At 73.2% G+C, this 17,694-nt stretch carries 14 protein-coding genes, 1 tRNA gene and 1 pseudogene; 10 read left to right on the forward strand and 6 right to left on the reverse strand.

Annotated elements, in window-relative coordinates; all coding sequences use genetic code 11:
- The gene (locus tag AB0D93_RS08880; protein ID WP_362116239.1) at positions 1–570 is read right to left on the reverse strand and encodes a WHG domain-containing protein; all 570 of its coding nucleotides are present in this window, start codon (positions 568–570) and stop codon (positions 1–3) included.
- 143 nt (positions 571–713) lie between these two features.
- Here AB0D93_RS08880 and proS point away from each other — a divergent pair, with 143 nt between their 5' ends.
- From proS to AB0D93_RS08895, 3 genes are all read left to right on the forward strand, one after another.
- The gene (gene proS, locus AB0D93_RS08885) at positions 714–2,126 is read left to right on the forward strand and encodes a proline--tRNA ligase (protein WP_362115345.1); all 1,413 of its coding nucleotides are present in this window, start codon (positions 714–716) and stop codon (positions 2,124–2,126) included.
- 652 nt (positions 2,127–2,778) lie between these two features.
- A complete protein-coding gene (locus AB0D93_RS08890; RefSeq protein ID WP_362115348.1) occupies positions 2,779–3,732 on the forward strand; it encodes a LysR family transcriptional regulator in 954 nt (317 codons plus the stop codon).
- A gap of 170 nt (positions 3,733–3,902) precedes the next feature.
- Positions 3,903–5,864 (forward strand): collagenase, encoded by a 1,962-nt coding sequence (locus tag AB0D93_RS08895; RefSeq protein ID WP_362115351.1) that lies wholly within the window; start codon positions 3,903–3,905, stop codon positions 5,862–5,864.
- Between the two features lie 72 nt (positions 5,865–5,936).
- Here AB0D93_RS08895 and AB0D93_RS08900 read toward each other — a convergent pair whose 3' ends face one another.
- Positions 5,937–7,382: a glyceraldehyde-3-phosphate dehydrogenase gene (locus tag AB0D93_RS08900; RefSeq protein WP_362115354.1), complete on the reverse strand. Its 1,446-nt coding sequence runs from the start codon at positions 7,380–7,382 to the stop codon at positions 5,937–5,939.
- Between the two features lie 184 nt (positions 7,383–7,566).
- Between AB0D93_RS08900 and AB0D93_RS08905 the strand changes: the two genes are divergently transcribed.
- On the forward strand, positions 7,567–8,781 hold the full coding sequence (locus AB0D93_RS08905; protein WP_362115357.1) for a hypothetical protein: 1,215 nt from the start codon (positions 7,567–7,569) through the stop codon (positions 8,779–8,781).
- A 15-nt stretch (positions 8,782–8,796) separates the two neighbouring features.
- On the opposite strand, the gene AB0D93_RS08910 is transcribed toward AB0D93_RS08905, so the two are convergent.
- Positions 8,797–9,201 (reverse strand): Cmx, encoded by a 405-nt coding sequence (locus AB0D93_RS08910; protein ID WP_362115360.1) that lies wholly within the window; start codon positions 9,199–9,201, stop codon positions 8,797–8,799.
- Positions 9,202–9,453: 252 nt separating this feature from the next.
- On the reverse strand, positions 9,454–9,768 hold the full coding sequence (locus tag AB0D93_RS08915; RefSeq protein WP_362115363.1) for a hypothetical protein: 315 nt from the start codon (positions 9,766–9,768) through the stop codon (positions 9,454–9,456).
- Between the two features lie 200 nt (positions 9,769–9,968).
- Here AB0D93_RS08915 and AB0D93_RS08920 point away from each other — a divergent pair, with 200 nt between their 5' ends.
- The 3 genes from AB0D93_RS08920 to AB0D93_RS08930 all read left to right on the forward strand — a co-directional run bounded on the left by AB0D93_RS08920 (position 9,969) and on the right by AB0D93_RS08930 (position 12,823).
- Positions 9,969–10,289, forward strand: a complete 321-nt coding sequence (locus tag AB0D93_RS08920) for a hypothetical protein (protein WP_362115366.1) — start codon at positions 9,969–9,971, stop codon at positions 10,287–10,289.
- 120 nt (positions 10,290–10,409) lie between these two features.
- The gene (locus AB0D93_RS08925) at positions 10,410–11,240 is read left to right on the forward strand and encodes a PP2C family protein-serine/threonine phosphatase (RefSeq protein WP_362115369.1); all 831 of its coding nucleotides are present in this window, start codon (positions 10,410–10,412) and stop codon (positions 11,238–11,240) included.
- Between the two features lie 557 nt (positions 11,241–11,797).
- Positions 11,798–12,823: an MASE1 domain-containing protein gene (locus AB0D93_RS08930; protein WP_362115372.1), complete on the forward strand. Its 1,026-nt coding sequence runs from the start codon at positions 11,798–11,800 to the stop codon at positions 12,821–12,823.
- Between the two features lie 42 nt (positions 12,824–12,865).
- On the opposite strand, the gene AB0D93_RS08935 is transcribed toward AB0D93_RS08930, so the two are convergent.
- Entirely contained in the window at positions 12,866–13,213 is a 348-nt protein-coding gene (locus tag AB0D93_RS08935; RefSeq protein ID WP_362115375.1) for a hypothetical protein, read from the reverse strand.
- A gap of 138 nt (positions 13,214–13,351) precedes the next feature.
- On the opposite strand from AB0D93_RS08935, the gene selA reads away from it, so the two are divergent.
- Positions 13,352–14,767, forward strand: coding sequence for an L-seryl-tRNA(Sec) selenium transferase (gene selA / locus AB0D93_RS08940; RefSeq protein ID WP_362115378.1), 1,416 nt, complete (start codon positions 13,352–13,354; stop codon positions 14,765–14,767).
- Positions 14,767–16,509, forward strand: a pseudogene (locus tag AB0D93_RS08945) (SelB C-terminal domain-containing protein); the annotation flags it as partial. The gene selA and the pseudogene AB0D93_RS08945, both read left to right, overlap by 1 nt.
- 35 nt (positions 16,510–16,544) lie before the next feature.
- Here AB0D93_RS08945 and AB0D93_RS08950 read toward each other — a convergent pair.
- A tRNA-Sec gene (locus AB0D93_RS08950) sits at positions 16,545–16,637 on the reverse strand.
- Between the two features lie 37 nt (positions 16,638–16,674).
- Between AB0D93_RS08950 and selD the strand changes: the two genes are divergently transcribed.
- Positions 16,675–17,694 carry a selenide, water dikinase SelD gene (selD, locus tag AB0D93_RS08955; protein ID WP_362115381.1) on the forward strand — a complete coding sequence of 340 codons (1,020 nt, stop codon included), beginning with the start codon at positions 16,675–16,677 and terminating at the stop codon, positions 17,692–17,694.

Consider the following 17,694-nt stretch of genomic DNA (forward strand, 5'->3'; position numbering starts at 1 on the left):
TCAGCCGGTCGGCCAGTCGCGCAGCAGGGAGTCGAGGGCGTCCAGGATCCGCGTCCAGGACTCCTGGGAGTCGGGGGCGCTGTGGCTGAATCCGCCGGCCGTCTCCAGGCTGACGTAGCCGTGGAAGACGCTGCCGAGGAGGCGGACGGCGTGCGTCTGGCCGGGTTCGGCCAGGTCGTAGCCGCGCAGGATCGCCCGGGTCATCTGGGCGTGCCGGCCGCCCGCTCTGGCTGCGGCCGCCTCGGGGCCGAGCGGGTGGCGGGCCGCCGCGTAGCGGCCGGGGTGTGCGCGGGCGTAGTCGCGGTAGACGTCGGCGAAGGCGACGAGGGCATCCTTGCCGGCCCGGCCGGCGAGGGCGTCGGCGGCGCGGTCGGCCAGCTCCTCCAGGGCCAGCAGCGCGATCCGGGTCTTGAGGTCCTGCGAGTTCTTCAGGTGCGAGTACAGGCTCGCGACCTTGACGTCGAACCGCCGGGCCAGCGCGGACACGGTCACCTGGTCGAAGCCGACCTCGTCGGCCAGCTCGGCGCCCGCACGGACCAGCCGCTCGGTCGTCAGACCGGCGCGTGCCATCATGTGTCTCCCATCTACCAAAAGCCATTATGGAGTTTCCTAAAGCTTTTAGGCAAGTGGGGTAGGGGCGGCACCCGCACGGGCCGGTCAAGGGAGCGGTAATTGGTTAGCGTGCCGGGAACCGGCGGCCTAGCCTGCCCGGCATGGCAAAGGCACCCGTTCTCACACCCCGGGCGGACGACTTCCCGCGCTGGTACCAGGACTTGATCAACAAGGCTGAGCTGGCCGACAACGGCCCGGTGCGCGGCACCATGGTCATCCGACCGTACGGGTACGGCCTGTGGGAACGGATGCAGCAGGAGATGGACGCCCGGATCAAGGCGACCGGCACCCAGAACGCGTACTTCCCGCTGCTCATCCCGGAGTCGTACCTGACGAGGGAGGCCGAGCACGTCGAGGGCTTCGCGCCCGAGCTCGCCGTCGTCACCCACGCGGGTGGCAAGGAGCTGGAGGAGCCCGTCGTGGTCCGCCCCACCTCCGAGACGATCGTCAACGAGTACTTCGCCAAGTGGGTGCAGAGCTACCGGGACCTGCCCCTGCTGATCAACCAGTGGGCGAACGTGGTGCGCTGGGAGCTGCGCCCGCGGCTGTTCCTGCGCACGACGGAGTTCCTGTGGCAGGAGGGTCACACCGCGCACGCCACGTACGAGGAGGCGCGCGCCTTCGCGGCACGCGTCCAGAGCGAGGTCTACGGCACGTTCCTGCGCGAGGTCCTCGCCATGGACTTCGTCTCCGGACGCAAGACGGTCAGGGAACGGTTCGCGGGAGCGATCAACACCCTCACGCTGGAGAGCATGATGGGCGACGGCAAGGCGCTGCAGATGGTCACCAGCCACGAGCTGGGCCAGAACTTCGCCAAGGCCTTCCACACCCGGTTCGTGACGCGGGACGGCCGGCAGGAGCACGTCTGGCAGACCTCCTGGGGCTCCACCACCCGCATGATCGGCGCGCTGGTGATGACACACGGCGACGACGACGGGCTGCGCGTCCCGCCCCGTCTGGCTCCGGTCCAGGCGGTGGTCCTCGCCGTCAAGGGCGACGAGGAGGTGTTGGCCGGCGTCCGTGCGATCGGCGAGCGGCTGAGGGAGGCGGGCGTACGCGTCCACGTGGACGACCGTACGGATATGCCCTTCGGGCGGCGCGCCGTCGACTGGGAGCTCAAGGGCGTGCCCGTACGGATCGAGGTGGGACCGCGCGACCTGGAGAACGGCACCGCCGTGCTGGTCCGGCGCGTCCCCGGCACGAAGGAACCGGTCGCGGTCGAGGCGCTCTCCGCGCTCCTGCCCGGGGCGCTGGAGGACGACCAGGCGCTGCTGCTGGAGCAGTCCCGGCGGCGCCGCGAGGACCGCACGGCCGAGGTGACCACGATCGAGGAGGCCGCGGAGGCCGCGAGCACCGGCTGGGCACGCATTCCCTGGTCCACCCTGGGCCCGGAGGGCGAGGCCGCACTCGCCGAACGGGGCGTCTCGGTACGCTGCCTGCTCGCGGCGGACGGATCGGTCCCGGAGAGCGACACCCAGCCGGGGAACGTGGCGGTCGTGGGGCGGGCGTACTGACTCGTCGGCGGTCTCGGTCGCAGGTGAGGCGGGCCTCGCCGAGTGGGGGCGGCGCTGCCGCCGTCCGGAGTGGGGTGCCCGGTCGGACCTCTCCTCCGGGTCGGGGGCGGGCGGGTCCGGGGTGAAGCCCGGCTCGGTGAGCACGGCGGCCGCGAGCCCCCGCCCCACTCCGGCCGGTGCGAGCAACAGGTCGCCGCATTCGATGAGTTGTGTGCCCCGGGCCGCCGAGCGTGCGTCCGCCAGGGCGATGGCCTTGCGCGAGTCGGAGGTGCAGGCGATGCGCTCGGCGCCCTGTGAGGCTCCGGGGCTGAGGCGTGCGCCGAGGGCTCGATGAACGGCGTCAGCGGCGGCACCGACCGTGTCCAGGAGGCGGGTGACGCTGTCGGGCCCGGCGGTCGGACCCCGCAACAGGTGCTCGGTGCCGAGGTGGTCGTTGCGGTGGTGCACCCCCACTGACACGGACCGGCCCTGCCCGGAACCGGTTCCCCGAGGTCGGCGGACCTGCGACTTGTGCCGGACGCGGTGCGGTGCGACGCTTCGGTCCGCCGGTCGTGACCACGGCCGACGATGGCTGTGAGCTCGGGTTTTGCCGGGGAGGCGGATGCGTCCGTCCCCCGGGGACCGGCCGTGGACGGAAACGGGGAGTGGCGCGATGGAGCTGGAGCTGCGGCACCTGCGGGTGCTGTGCGCGATCGCCGACGCCGGGAGCGTGGGGCGTGCGGCGGTACAGCTCGGCTACTCGCAGCCCGCCGTGAGCACCCAGCTGCGGCGCATCGAGCGCCATCTCGGCGAGTCGCTGTTCGAGCGCGGCACGAGCGGAGTGCGGCCGACCCCGTACGGCGCCGAGGTGGTCGCCCAGGCCCGCGACGTGCTGGCCCGCGCCGACGCCATCGGTCACCGCCCGGCCGCCGCCCGAGCACGCCGGACCCTGCGCGTGGCGGCGACCAACTCACCCATGCTGTCCGGCACGGTCTCCCGCGTGCGCACCCGGCTGCCGGACCTGTCCATCGCGGTGACCAGTGTCTACGCCTCCTCGCGGATAGTGGAACTGCTGGAGGAGAGCGCGGTGGACGCGGCCATCGCCGCCGACTATCCGGGCATGGAGCTGCGCCATTCGGGGGCGGTGAGGCATCGCGGGATCGTCACCGAGCCGACCTTCGTCGCCCTGCCCTCCCGGCACCGGCTGCGCCAGTGCGCCCAGGTGCAGCTCGCCGACCTGGCCGAGGACGCGTGGTTCGTGACCCCGGACGACGGCGCCGGCTGGCCCGGGGTGTTCTACGACGCCTGTGCGGCGGCCGGGTTCACGCCGGTCACCGTGCACGAGTTCCTCGGCGACCAGACCCAGTTGCAGAGCATGATCGCCGACGGCCTCGGGGTGTCCCTCGTGCAGCCGACGCTGCGGCCGATCCCGCACGTCGTGGTGAAGCCCTTGGTGGGTTCGCCGCTGTGGTGCCGTTATGTGCTGGCCTGGCGGCCCGACACCGTCACCGACGAGATTGGGGAGGCACTGGCCCAGTCGGCCACCGCCGCCTACCGAGACCTCGTCGCCCAGGCACCCCACCTGCGGGCCTGGGCCTCACGCACCTGGAGCACCACAGGGGCATAGGGGCGCCCGCGACCGCTGCTGACGGAGCCTCAAGGGCGCACCTCGATGTTATGGCCGGACAGTGGCATGTGCTATGTCACACGGCATTGTTGGCGTACGCGGCCCGCTGAGACAGTGCCTCACACGCCTCAGCACCCCACCGAGGCGCATCCCTTCGTGGAGGAATCCAGATGCGCTATCGCTTCGCGCTGCCCAGACGCATGCCCGGCCGTGCGCACGCTCGTACGGCCGGACGCAGGGCCGGAGTCACGGTCGTCTGCGTCACCGTGGCCGGGCTGCTGGCCACGCCCGCGTCGGCGGCACCGCCGCAGCCGCACCACCGTGCTGCCGCCGCACCCCGGCAGCACTGGTCCAAGCCGTCGCCGACCGGTGCGACCACCGCCGTCACCGAGCGTCCCGCGAGCCGGCCCCGGCGGCTCAGTCCGGCCCAACTCCCGCCCCTGCAGCCCCTGTCGGCCCATCCGGCCCGGGGCGCGGCCAGGGCGGCCTCCTGCACCCCGGCCGACTTCGGCAGCCGTTCCGGCTCCGCGCTCGTCGCCTTCGTGAAAGCCTCGTCCACGGACTGCGTCAACACCCTCTTCTCCGTGACCGGCGAGGACGCGCACGACGTCTTCCGCGAGGCCCAGATGCGCAGCGTGGCCGCCGCGTTCACGCGTTCGGCCGGGCAGTACCGCGGCGACGACTCCGGCGGCCTGGAGCAGCTGGTCCTCTTCCTGCGGGCCGGCTACTACGTGCAGTTCAACCACCCGGCAGACGTGGGCCCGTACAGCACCCGTCTCACCACGGCCGTCACGGCCGGCCTGGACGCCTTCTTCGCCCGGTCGCACTCGCGTGACGTGACGGCGGTGAACGGAGACATCCTCGGTGAGACCGTCATCCTCACCGACAGCGCCGACCAGCAGGGCCGCTATCTGTCCGTCTACCGGCGGCTGCTGAACGACTACGACAGCTCGTACGACGCCGTGGACAGCATGGTCAGGGCCGTCAACGACGTCTACACACCGCTGTGGCGCGGCAACTGGAACCCCGGCTACGTCGCGGCCGTCGAGGACGACCCGCGGGTCATCGACACGCTGTACGACTTCGCGGTGGCCAACACCGACCTGCTCGGCACGGACCGGGCGTTCCTCGACTCCAACGCCGGGATGAACCTGGCCCGCTACGTCGAGCACCCCGAACTGCAGGAGACCGTCCGCCCGTTGACCAAGGACCTGCTGGACGAGACCGCGATCACCGGCCCCACGGCGGGGCTCTGGGTCGCCGTGGCCACGCAGGCGAACTCCTACGACGGCGCCAACTGCGCGTACTACGACGTCTGCGATCTGCCCGGCAAGCTGACCAGGGCCGTCCTGCCGGTCCACCACCAGTGCGACGCGAACGTCGGCATCCTCGCCCAGTCGCTGACCGCCGACGAGCTCGACGCCGCCTGCGCCGGCGTGCTGGGCCAGAGCGCGTACTTCCGCGGCGTGGTCAAGGCCGGGGGAGCGATACCCGGCCAGTACGTGTCCACCATCCAGCTCGTGGTCTTCGCCGACCGCACCGACTACCAGACCTACGCGGGCCCGATCTACGGCATCAGCACCGACAACGGCGGCATGACCCTGGACGGAGACCCGTCCGACCCGGCCAACCACGTCACGTCGATCATGTACCAGAAGCCCGCGGACGACGGCTTCGTGGCCCGGATCTGGAACCTCAACCACGAGTACACGCACTTCCTCGACGGCCGCGACGACATGAAGGGCGACTTCGCCCAGGAGACCACCGTGCCGGACGTGTGGTGGATCGAGGGCATCGCCGAGTACGTGTCCTACAGCTACCGCGGTCTCGCCGACGACCAGGCGATCCAGGAGGCCGGCAAGCACACGTACCGGCTGAGCACCCTGTTCGAGAACACCTACGACAACAGCGACGTGACGCGCACCTACCCGTGGGGCTACCTCGCGGTGCGCTACATGACCGAGCGGCACCCCGACGATGTCCAGCGCATGCTCGCCCGGTTCCGGGCCGGTGACTACGCCGGCGGTTACGCCGTCTACCACGACGGCATCGGCACCCGCTACGACGCCGACTTCGACCAGTGGCTCAGTGCGTGTGCCGCGGGCGCCTGCGCCGGGCAGGCCAAGGGCTGACCGCACGCGCCCAGCAGGACGGCCGCCGCCCGGAAACCCGGTCGGCGGCCGCGGCCGTGCGCCGAAGACCCGTCAGACGGCCGTCGCCGGGTACGTCGGGTACTCCACGCCCGACACGTGCTGGACGACGCGGACGACCTGGCAGGAGTAGCCGAACTCGTTGTCGTACCAGAGGTAGAGGATCGCGTTGTCGCCGTCGACCTTCAGGGCGCCGGCGTCCACGATCGAGGCGTGGCGCGAGCCGATGAAGTCGCTGGAGACCGCGTCGGGCGCCGTGATGAAGTCGATCTGGCGCTTGAGCGGCGAGGTCAGCGACACCTCCCGCAGGTAGTCGTGGACCTCCTCGCGGGTGGCCTCGCGGGCCAGCTGCAGGTTGAGGATCGCGATCGAGACGTCCGGCACGGGGACGCGGATCGAGCTGCCGCTGATCTTCGCCTTGAGGTCCGGCAGGGCCTTGGCGACGGCGGAGGCGGCACCGGTCTCGGTGATCACCATGTTGAGCGGCGCGGAGCGGCCACGACGCTCGGACTTGTGGTAATTGTCCAGCAGGTTCTGGTCGTTGGTGAACGAGTGGACGGTCTCCACGTGGCCGCGCAGCACGCCGTACTCGTCGTCCATCGCCTTCAGCGGCGGGACGATCGCGTTGGTGGTGCAGGACGCGCAGGACAGGATCTGTTCGTCCGGCTTGATGGTGTCGTGGTTGACGCCGTGCACGATGTTCGGGACGTCGCCCTTGCCCGGCGCGGTCAGGACGACCTTCTCGATGCCGGGGCGCAGGTGCTTGGACAGGCCCTCGCGGTCGCGCCACTTGCCGGTGTTGTCGATGAGGATGGCGTCCCGGATGCCGTACTCGGTGTAGTCCACGTGCGACGGGTCGTCGGCGTAGATCACCTTGATGGCGTTGCCGTTGGCCACGATGGTGCTGTTGGCCTCGTCGACGGTGATGGTGCCCTGGAACTGGCCGTGGATGGAGTCGCGGCGCAGCAGCGAGGCGCGCTTGACGATGTCCTGGGCGCCGCCGCCGCGCACGACGATGGCGCGCAGCATGAGGCCGTTGCCGGAGCCGGACTTCTCGATCAGCAGACGGGCGACGAGGCGGCCGATGCGGCCGAAGCCGTAGAGGACGACGTCGCGGGGCTCACGGCGCTCGATCTTGTTGGCGCCCGTGGCGCCGGCGACGGCCTCGGCGGTGAACTCGGCCACGCTCAGGCCGCGGTCGTCGGCCTTGTAGGTGGTGGCCAGCATGCCGAGGTCGATCTGGGAGGGCCCGAGGTCGAGCGCGGTCAGGGCCTCGAGGAACGGCATGGTCTCGGTGACCGACAGCTCCGCGCCGTCGATCTGCCGGGCGAAGCGGTGCGTCTTGAGGATGCTGACCACCGACTTGTTCACCAAGGAGCGGCTGTGCAGCAGGACGGTCACGTCCCGCTCGCGGTGCAGCTTCCCGATGAGCGGGATCATCGACTCCGCGATCTCCTCGCGGATCTTCCAGTTGGTGAACGAGTCGTCGTTGACAGTCACGGATCCATCTTTCGAGCTAGGGAGCGCTCATATGGTAACCACACCTCTCAACTGCTCCTTCCGGGGGGCCCGGAGTAAGGGATTTGCACCCATTCCTTGACTGATTCCTGAATCAGGGTGGAAGTGCGTAAGAAACCCGAGTCGCGGATTGCACGTCTATCCTGGCGTGCCCAAGGTCAAAAGAGTGAGCACCTCCTCAGTGCCGCGGCCCGAGTCGGCCGCCGCCCCGTCCCGGCCCCTGCGTCCCCCGACCCTGCCTCGGATCGCCCGGCGTGGGTTCCCCGAGGGGGCGCTTCCGGCCCTCGCCCTGTTCGCGGCCGTCCGGTTCGCCGGCGTCCTCATGGTGATCGTCGCGAACGCGGTCCGGGGCCATCCCCTCGTCAAGAGCCTCGCGCATTCCTGGGACTCCCGCTGGTATCTGCACATCGCCGCCCAGGGCTACGGCCACAAGATCTGGATCACACCGCAGGGCGCCGTCCAGGCTGACTGGGCGTTCTTCCCCCTGTACCCGGGCCTGATCAGAGGGCTGACCACCGTCCTGCCGTTCCTCACCCCCGGCCAGGCCGCGTTGCTCATCTCCTGGATCGCCGCGGGCCTGGCGGCGTACGGCGTGTACGCCATCGGCCACCACCTCTACGGGCGCGGCGTCGCCACCGCGCTGGTGGCCCTGTGGGCCGCCATGCCGCACTCCGTCGAACTGACCATCGCCTACACCGAGTCGCTGTTCGCGGCGCTCGCCGTCTGGTCCCTGTACTGCGTGCTCAAGGGCCGCTGGCTGTGGGCCGGCGCCCTGGCCGCGCTCGCGGGGCTGTCCCGGCCCAGCGGTTTCGCGATCGCGGTGGCCGTCTCCCTCGCCGCCGGCTACGAGGCGCTGCGGCAGCGCGGCCGGGTGCCGGCGAGCCTGTGGGCCGGCGCCGTGATCGCCCCGCTGGGCTGGCTCGGCTATGTGCTGTGGGTCGGCACCCGGACGGGAGACCTGCTCGGCGGCTACTTCAAGGTGCAGAGCGCCTGGGACTCCCGTTTCGACTTCGGCGTGGGCTCGGCACGCTTCGTGAAGGCCCTGCTGCTGCACGGCGGCGGGGCGGTCTATCCGGCGGCCCTGGTGATCGTCGCGGCCGGCGTCCTGCTGTTCGCACTGCTGTGCCTGGAGCGAGCCCCGCTGGTCCTGGTGGTCTTCACCGGGGTCCTGATCCTGCTCGTGGTCGGCGGCTCCGGTTCCTTCTCCTCCAAGCCGCGCTTCCTGCTGCCGGCCTTCCCGCTACTCATCCCCATGGCCCGCGCACTTGCCCGGACCTGGCGGATCCGGCCGGCCCACGCGGTGGTCGTCTACGGCGGCCTCACCGTCGTGTCCCTGTTGTTCGGCGCCTATGTGACGGCGGTGGCCCACTCCCCGCTGTGAGCCACCGCCGCCCGGTCACGCGGGCTGCCGTTCCCGTCCGCCCTGCCGCGCGCAGTCCAGGGCGGCGAGCGACGAGATCATCAGCAGGACGCTGACCCACACCGGCGAGCGGTAGCCGGGCCCGCCGCCGATCGCGGCGCCGCCCAGGACCGGACCGAGGGCGGCACCGACGTTCAGCGCCGACGTCGCGAACGCGTCCCCAAGCAGGGGCGCGTCCGTCGCCTCGTACGGCACCCGAGTGATCAGGGCCGAGCCGACCCCGAACGCCGGCAGCCCCTGCACCGGAACGAGCAGGAGCGTCGCCACGGCGTGGCCGGCGGCGGTGAGGGCGAGCATCAGCCGGCCCGAGAGCAGCGCGGCCCCGCCCCCGGCCAGGACCGGCAGGGACCGCCGGTCCGCCGGCCGGCCCGCCGACGTCACCCCGGTGAAGGCCCCGGCGCCGGGTCGCCCGTGAGGATGGGGGCGGGAGACGCCCATCTCTGCGGCGGCGTGGGCGATGGGACGGCCGGCGCCTCCACCACACCCGGGGCCTTCGCCACGATCAGGACCGGCCCGCGTTGACGACGCTCGTGATCAATACAGCTGGTGCCTGGATGCCTCGGCACTGGACATGGGCGGCACGCCGGCGCGTGTGCGCAGGGGCGTGCCACCCGGTTGCGGACGGCGCGGCGCTCAGCGCGGGTTGAACACGACGCTGGAGAAGTGCGCGCCGCTGGACGCCGACTTGCCGGGGGCGAGTCGCAGCGCCGTCCCCTTGCACTTCTTGTGTGTGTAGACGACCAGCGGCTTCTTCGTCGCGTTGCGCGCCCCGCGGGCGTCCTGGGCCATGTCCAGGCACTTGTGCTCCGGCGGGTTGTCGATGGCGTACGCCTTGCCCGCGGGGCCCACCCAGACGAACGTGCCGTCGGCGGCGACCGCGGCACCGGTGGTGGTCAGAGCGAGGGCGAGCCCGCCGAGAACGGCGACGAGCGGACGGCACAGGCGCATGGAGGGGTCCTTCCGGAGCGGTGAGCACGGGATGGCGGGGAAGCGGACCGAAGTCGCAGCCGTAATCTCCCACCCGGGCCGGGCGGGGCCCCGGACCCGACACGGTCAGGTACGCCGTTCGGGGGGCTCCGGGACGCCATGACGCTGTGCGAAGGCCGGGAATCGGGGTAGGCGGGGGGACGTCCGAGGAAAGGATCGTCATGACGACCTACGTGATCAGCGTCCCCGGTACCTTCACGGCCGACATCGGGACGGACACCCGTACCCGTCTGGCCAGGGCGCTCAGCCCCGCCGACCCGCACGGCACCCGGATGGGCAATGCAGAGGGCCTGGACGTGCTCAGCCTCAACGAGGACAACACCTTCACGCTCCGCCTGACCGTCGAGGCGGACACCGGCCCGCACGCCGAGCAGGAGGCGCGGCGGCTGGCCGACTCGGCCCTCCGGGACGCGGGCCTGGACGAGCGGAGCGCGCCCCTGGGGCCCGCCGTGATCACCGGGATCGACTCCGAGGTGCGCTGACGGGGAACCGTATCGCGACCAGCTCGCGGGGCGAGATCATCCGGTACAGGTAAAATTTAGACGCTTGCCGAAAATCAGGTGGCAGGTCCTAGCGGGCCACCGCCCCGCCGGAAGTGATCGATGCCCCCCAAGCGCTCCACGGACGACAGCGACGAGCTGCTGGCCAGACTCGGCTCGCTCACCGCACAGGCACGCGAGCGCGCGGAGCTGCAGCGCACCCAGGTCGAGCTGGCGATCGCCCTGCAGCGCGGCATGCTCCCCCGGGACCTGCCCGCCGCACCCGGTCTGCACCTCGCCGTCCGCTACACGCCGGCCAACCTCGGTCTCAACGTGGGCGGCGACTGGTACGACGCGTTCGCCCTGCCCGACGGCAGGATCGGGCTGGCCATCGGTGACGTGCAGGGACACAACATCGAGGCCGCCGCCTTCATGGGCCAGGTGCGGGCCGGGCTCCGCGCCCTCGCCTCCGTGACGGGCGACCCGGGCGAACTCCTCGCCCGCACCAACGACCTGCTGCTGGCCCTGGGCAGCGACCTCTTCGCCACCTGCACCTTCATGCGCCTCGACCCGGCCACGGGAGTGCTGGAGAGCGCCCGGGCCGGGCACATCCCGTTCGTGTGGGCCACGGCCGACGGCAAGTCCGGCGTCGTCGACGACGAGGGAGGGCCGCCGCTCGGCATCGACAAGGGCATGGAGTTCCCGGTGACCAGGCACCGGCTCACCACGGGCGGCGTGTTCGTCCTCCTCACCGACGGCGTGGTGGAGGGCCCCTCGCTGAACATCGAGGACGGCCTCGACCAAGTGGTACGTCTCGCCGGTATCGCCGCCGTCGCCGGCCTCGAAGCCCACGCGCTGGCCGCTGCCGTGATCAAGGGCGCGGAGAGCGTCGGCCACGAGGACGACGCGGCGGTCCTGGTCGTCGGCCTGGACGACCCCGCAGGCTACCCGTGACCGGCAGCACGGGCCGGTCACCGCGGAGCACGCCCCGCATCCGGCCGGCACAGCCCCGGCCCACGACAGCGTCGAGGGTCCCGCAGCGCGGTCGCGAACGGCCGGATCGGTGCGGGTGCGGGCGGGGTCGGCCCTGCCTGGGGCCGTGCGCCGCGGTCGGATACGGCGGCCGGTCGGGACCGGGGCGCCGGAGGTGGGCCCTGGGTTGTCGGTGTCGGCTTCGGCGGAGGCGGCCGCCTCCGGCGGGTTGGGCCGGCCGCGCGGAGGCGGGACGGGAGAGCATCGGCGATGGTGGCAGGACGGGAAGGACCGTCCGCCGACTCCTCGGAGAGGCACCCGGGAAGGGGGCCGCGGCCTTTGCTGCCGCCCCGCCCAAGCAGGACCGCCTCCGGCACTGGGCACCCCGGTCGGCCGCCGCGCGCACCGGAGTGCGGCCGGCCCTGATCGGCCGGGCCGGCCGGTACCCACCGGGCATGTCCCCCGGGATTCAGCCATAGGGCCGGACCGCAGCGGCTCTCACCTCGCAGACGCGTGGGCGTCGGTGTGAGATTGCTGCTGTGGTGGGTATCGAGGATCAGCGCCGGCCGGGCGGCTACGCCGTCCAGGTACTGGCCGTCGCGGCCTGCTACTACGCCGCCGCCCGGCTCGGACTCCTGTGCCAGCTCTCCGTCGAGAGCGCCGTCGTCACCCCCATCTGGCCACCGACCGGCGTCGCCGTCGCCGCCCTGCTGATCCTCGGCCTGCGCTGCTGGCCCGGCATCACGATCGGCGCCTTCTTCGCCGTCATGTCCCTCACCGCCCCGCGCCTCAGCGTGCTCGGCACCCTCGCCGCCCAGACCGGCGCACCGGTGTGCGCGGCGCTCCTGCTGCGCCGGGCCCGCTTCCACACCGACCTCGGCCGGTTGCGGGACGGCGTCGCCCTCGTGTTCCTGGGCGCGCTGACCGCCATGCTGATCAGCTCGACCGTCGGCGTTGGCCTGCTCGTGCTCATGGACATGCTGGACGCGGGCGCCTTCTGGCCCGTCTGGCTGGCCTGGTGGGTGGGCGACGCCATGGGTGTCCTGCTCGTGACCCCGCTGCTGCTGATGCTGCACGGCGCCCGCTGGCCGCCCGCCCTGGCCCGGTGGAAGGAGGCGACCGCGCTCACCGTCGTCGCCTGCTCCCTCGTACCGGTGGCCGTGTACAGCTCGATCAGTCTGCTCTTCCTCGTCTATCCCCTCCTCATCTGGGCCGCCGTGCGCTTCCAGCTCGTGGGCAGCGTGCTGTGCGCGTTGCTGGCGTCGGTGCTGGCCACCGTCGCCGCCACGAACGGCGTCGGGTCGTTCGTGGGCCTGAACCGGATCGAGGTCATGGCGAAGCTCCAGGCGTTCAACGGCGCGATGGCCCTGACCGCGCTCCTGCTGTCCGCCCTCATCACCGAGCAGCGCCACACCCGGCGTTCGGTGGAGAAGGCCTGCCAGGAACTGGTCGAGGTACTGGAACACCTCACCGCCGGCGAGCCCCCGCCGCCCCCGCCACCACGGCCGCCACGGGACGACGTCGGCGGCGCGGACGGCCGGCCCCGGCCCACGGGGCCCGTGTAGCGGGGGCCGAGGCGGCCCGGGGACCGACGGGACCGTTCCTCGTCACGTGTCCCGGCGCTCCACCGGCCGCTCGTCGTCGCCGCCCGGCTCCGGAGATCCCGTACCTCGTGACCTGGTCTCGTCGCGGGGCGTGCCGCCCGTGGCGCCGGTCGCACCGCCGCCGGTCGTGCCGTAGCCGCCCGGGATGCCCGGCGGCATGTCCGCGGCGGCCTGCGCCTCGCTCACCCGGCGCCGGGCCCGGACCCCTGGGCGGCGCTCCGGGTACGGGTAGTCGAACGGCTGGGCGGAGGCGCGCTCGCGTTCCGCCTCGCGCTGCCGCCGTGCGGCCCGCTCGGCGGCCGTCGCGTCGTCGGAGTGTCCGGTGTCCTGCATGCGGTCCTTGTCCTTCATGCGGCCCCGAGTACCCGGTAGGTGGCCGGGGCCACCACCCCCCGGCGTGTCGAACCGCCGGTCCGGGGCACTGGGAGACGATGTGCGTGGCCCGCACGGGGCACGGGGCACGGGCCGAACCGGAGGGACGGGCGCGGCATGGAGCAGCGGACGGCGAGTGCGGCGGACCAGCGGCCCGGGGCGGCGCACCCGGGGCCCGGCGGAGCGGAACCGGGTACCGGCACGCCGGTGCGGGCGCCGGACGCCACCGACGCGCGCCGCCTGATCCCGCGCACCGACCAGCTGCTGCGTGACCCCCGGCTGTCCGCGGCGGCGCGGCGGCTCGGCGCCGGCCCGGTGAAGGCCGCCGTACGCACGGCGCAGGAGCGGGCCCGCGAGGGACACATCCCGCCGGAACAGGTGCCGCGGACGGCCCTCGCCCTGTTGCCCGGTACCGCGAGCGGACTGCGCCCGGTGATCAACGCCACCGGGGTGCTGCTGCACACCAACCTCGGCCGGGCCCCGCTGTCGGCCGCCGCCCGGCAGGCCGCGCAGGAGGCCGCCGGGCCCACGGACGTCGAACTCGACCTGGCCACCGGGGTACGAGCCCGCCGCGGCCGCTCCGCCCTCGCCGCGCTGCGCGAGCGCGTACCGTCCGCCGGGGACGCGCATGTCGTCAACAACGGCGCCGCCGCGCTCGCCCTCGCCGCCACCGCCCTCGCGGCCGGCCGGGAGATCGTCGTCAGCCGGGGCGAGATGGTGGAGATCGGCGACGGCTTCCGCCTGCCGGACCTGCTCGTCTCGACCGGCGCCCGGCTCCGCGAGGTCGGTACGACCAACCGCACGACCGTCGCCGACTACGCCGCCGTACTCGGCCCCGACACCGGGTTCGTGCTCAAGGTGCATCCGTCCAACTTCCGCATCACCGGCTTCACCCGATCGGCCGAGACCGCCGAACTCGCGGGCCTCGGCGTCCCGGTCGTCGTCGACATCGGCTCCGGACTGCTCGCCCCGCACCCGGCGCTGCCCGAGGAGCCCGACGCCGAGACCCAGCTGCGTGCCGGTGCCGCGCTGGTCACCGCGAGCGGCGACAAACTCCTCGGGGGGCCGCAGTGCGGACTGCTGCTCGGTGAGAGGGACCTGGTCCGCGCCCTGGCCCGGCACCCGCTGGCCCGCGCCCTGCGCGTCGACAAGCTGACCCTGGCCGCCCTGGAGGCCACCCTCACCGGCCCGCCCACCCCGACCGCCCGCGCCCTCACCGCCGACCCGGCAGGGCTGCGCGCCCGCGCCGACCGGCTCGCCGCCTCTCTCGCCGCCGACGGCATCGACGCACGGGCCGTCGAGTCCTCCGCCACCGTCGGCGGCGGAGGCGCACCCGGAGTCGTCCTGCCCAGCGCCGCGCTCTGTCTGCCCGAGCCGTACGCCGCCGCGCTGCGCACCGGTGCCGTCCCCGTCGTCGGACGACTGGAGGCGGGCCGCTGCCTGCTGGATCTGCGCGCGGTGCCCGAACAGGACGACGAACGGCTGGCCGAAGCCGTGCGGTCGGTCCGGCCGGCCGGGAAGGGGGAGGCCTGATGCGGGTGCTGGCCACCGCCGGCCACGTCGACCACGGAAAATCCGCCCTGGTGAGGGCCCTCACCGGCATGGAACCCGACCGCTACGAGGAGGAGCGCCGCCGGGGCCTCACCCTCGACCTGGGCTTCGTGTGGACGCGGCTCGGTCCGGACGGCGACCACCTCGCCTTCGTCGACGTGCCCGGCCACGAACGCTTCGTGCCGACCATGCTGGCCGGAGTCGGGCCGGTGCCCGCCGTGCTGTTCGTGGTCGCCGCCGACCAGGGCTGGCAGCCCCAGTCCGAGGAGCACCTGGCCGTCCTCGACGCGCTCGGCGTCCGGCACGCCGTCCTCGCGGTGACCCGCAGCGACCTCGCCGACCCCGAACCCGTACGCGTCGACGCGGTCGAACGGCTGGCCCGCACCTCCCTCGGCAAGGTGCCCGCGGTCGCCGTGAGCGCCGTCACCGGAGCCGGACTCGACGAACTGCGTGGCGAACTGGCCCGACTGGCAGGCGAGTTGCCCGATCCCGACCCCGGCGCCGACGTACGGCTGTGGCTCGACCGGGCCTTCACCGTGCGCGGGCACGGCACCGTGGTGACCGGCACGCTCGCCGCGGGCACCCTGCGCGTCGGTGACCGGCTGGTCACCGGGGACGGCTCGGCGGCGCTCCGGGTACGCGGGCTGCAGACCCTGCACGAGGAACGGACGGCGGTCGGCGGGGTGGCCCGCGTGGCGGTCAACGTGCACGGACAGGGCGACGACGGTCTGCGCCGGGGACACGTGCTGCTCACCCCGGACCGCTGGCCGCACAGCGCGGTGCTCGACGTCCGGGTCACCGGTGAACCGGCAGGTGACCTGCCCCGCTCGGTCACCCTGCACATCGGCACCGCCGCCGTCCCCGCCACCGTCCGCCCGCTCGGCGACGACACCGCCCGGCTCACCCTGGCCCGGGGCCTGCCGCTGCGGGTCGGCGACCGGGCGGTGCTGCGCGAACCGGGTGGCAGCCGCATGCCCTGCGGGGTCACCGTCCTCGACGTACGGCCGCCCCGGCTGACCCGGCGCGGCGCCGGCCGGGCCCGCGCCGCCGAACTCGCCGCCCTGACCGGCCGCCCCGACGGCGCCGCCGAACTGCGCCGCCGCAAGCTGATCCGGCGCGCCGACCTCGTCGCGATGGGTGTCCCGGCCCCAGGCGAGCCCGTCACCGGGGACTGGCTGGCCGACGAAGCGCACTGGACCGCCCTGAAGGACCGGCTGGTCGGCGAGGTGGAGCGGTACGCGCGGGAAAACCCGCTGGAGCCGGGCCTGCCCACCGAGTCGGCCCGCCGGCTGCTCGGTCTGCCGGACCGTGCCCTCGTCGACGCCCTGGCCAAGGCCACGCCCCGACTGCGCGGCCGGCAGGGCCGGTTGTACGCCGCGGACACCCTCCGGCCCGCCCTGCCCCCGGCCGTCCAGGCCGCCGTGGACGCGGTGCGCGACGACCTCGCCCGTGCGCCCTTCCGCGCCCCCGAGGCCGGCCGCCTCACCGAACTGGGCCTGGAACGAAGGGCGTTGGCGGCCGCCGTCACCGCGGGTGCGTTGCTGCGGATCGCCGACGGGATCGTACTGCTGCCCGGCGCCGACACCGAAGCCGCCGCCGTGCTGCGCGGTCTGCCTCAGCCGTTCACGCTCAGCGAGGCCCGGCGCGCACTGGACACCACCCGTCGGGTCGCCGTACCGCTGCTGGAGTTCCTGGACGCGCGGGGCCACACCGAGCGCGTCGACGACCAGCGCCGGCGCTGCCGTTCGGACGCGGTGAACGGAGGCGGACGGGAATCGAACCCGCCGGCCCGAGATCCTCGGGCCCCTCGGTTTTGAAGACCGGGAGGGCCACCAGGCACCCACACGCCTCCACCGCTCGTCAGGCTACTGCCCCAGGAGACCGCTGGTATGACATCGACATCCCCACCGATCCGCCGGGCGCCCGTCCGGCTCACCCAGTACGCCCACGGCGGCGGCTGCGCCTGCAAGATCCCGCCCGGAGAGCTGGAGGAGGTGGTCTCCGGGCTGACCGTGCCCGCGCTCGCCGGGGGCGACACCCCGCTCCTCGTGGGGCTCGCCACCGGCGACGACGCCGGCGTGGTCGCCCACCGGGGGACCGCGGTCGTCTGCACGGCCGACTTCTTCACCCCGGTCGTGGACGACCCCTACGACTGGGGACGCATCGCCGCCGCCAACGCACTGTCCGACGTGTACGCGATGGGCGGCCGGCCGGTGCTCGCCGTGAACCTGCTGGCCTGGCCGCGCGACCGGCTCCCCTTCGACCTGGCCCGCGAGGTGCTGCGCGGCGGCCTGGACGTCGCCACCGAGGCGGGCTGTCACGTCGGCGGCGGCCACAGCGTCGACGACCCGGAGCCGAAGTACGGCATGGCCGTCACCGGCCTCGCCGACCCCGAACGGCTGTTGCGCAACGACGCGGGCCGGGCGGGCATGCCCCTGTCGCTGACCAAGCCGCTCGGCGTGGGCGTGCTGAACAACCGGCACAAGGTCACCGGCGAGCGGTTCGAGCAGGCCGTCGCCACGATGACGGCGCTCAACCGGGACGCCGCCGAGGCCGCCCTCGCGGCCGGAGCCACCTGCGCCACCGACGTCACCGGATTCGGCTTCCTCGGCCATCTGCACAAGCTGGCACGCGCCTCCGGCGTGACCGCCGTGGTCGACACCGCCGCCGTCCCGTATCTGGACGGCGCCCGCGAAGCCGTCCGGGACGGGTACGTCAGCGGCGGCACCCGGCGCAACCTCGAATGGGCCGGTCCCCACACCGACTTCGGGGACACCGACGCCGACACCCGGCTGCTGCTGGCCGACGCGCAGACCTCGGGCGGGCTGCTGGTCGCCGGCGAGGTCCCCGGAGCGCCGGTGGTGGGGGAGCTGGTGCCGCGCGGCTCCCACTCGATCGTCCTCCGGTAG

Source organism: Streptomyces sp. NPDC048191 (genome assembly GCF_040652655.1).
Lineage (GTDB): Bacteria > Actinomycetota > Actinomycetes > Streptomycetales > Streptomycetaceae > Streptomyces.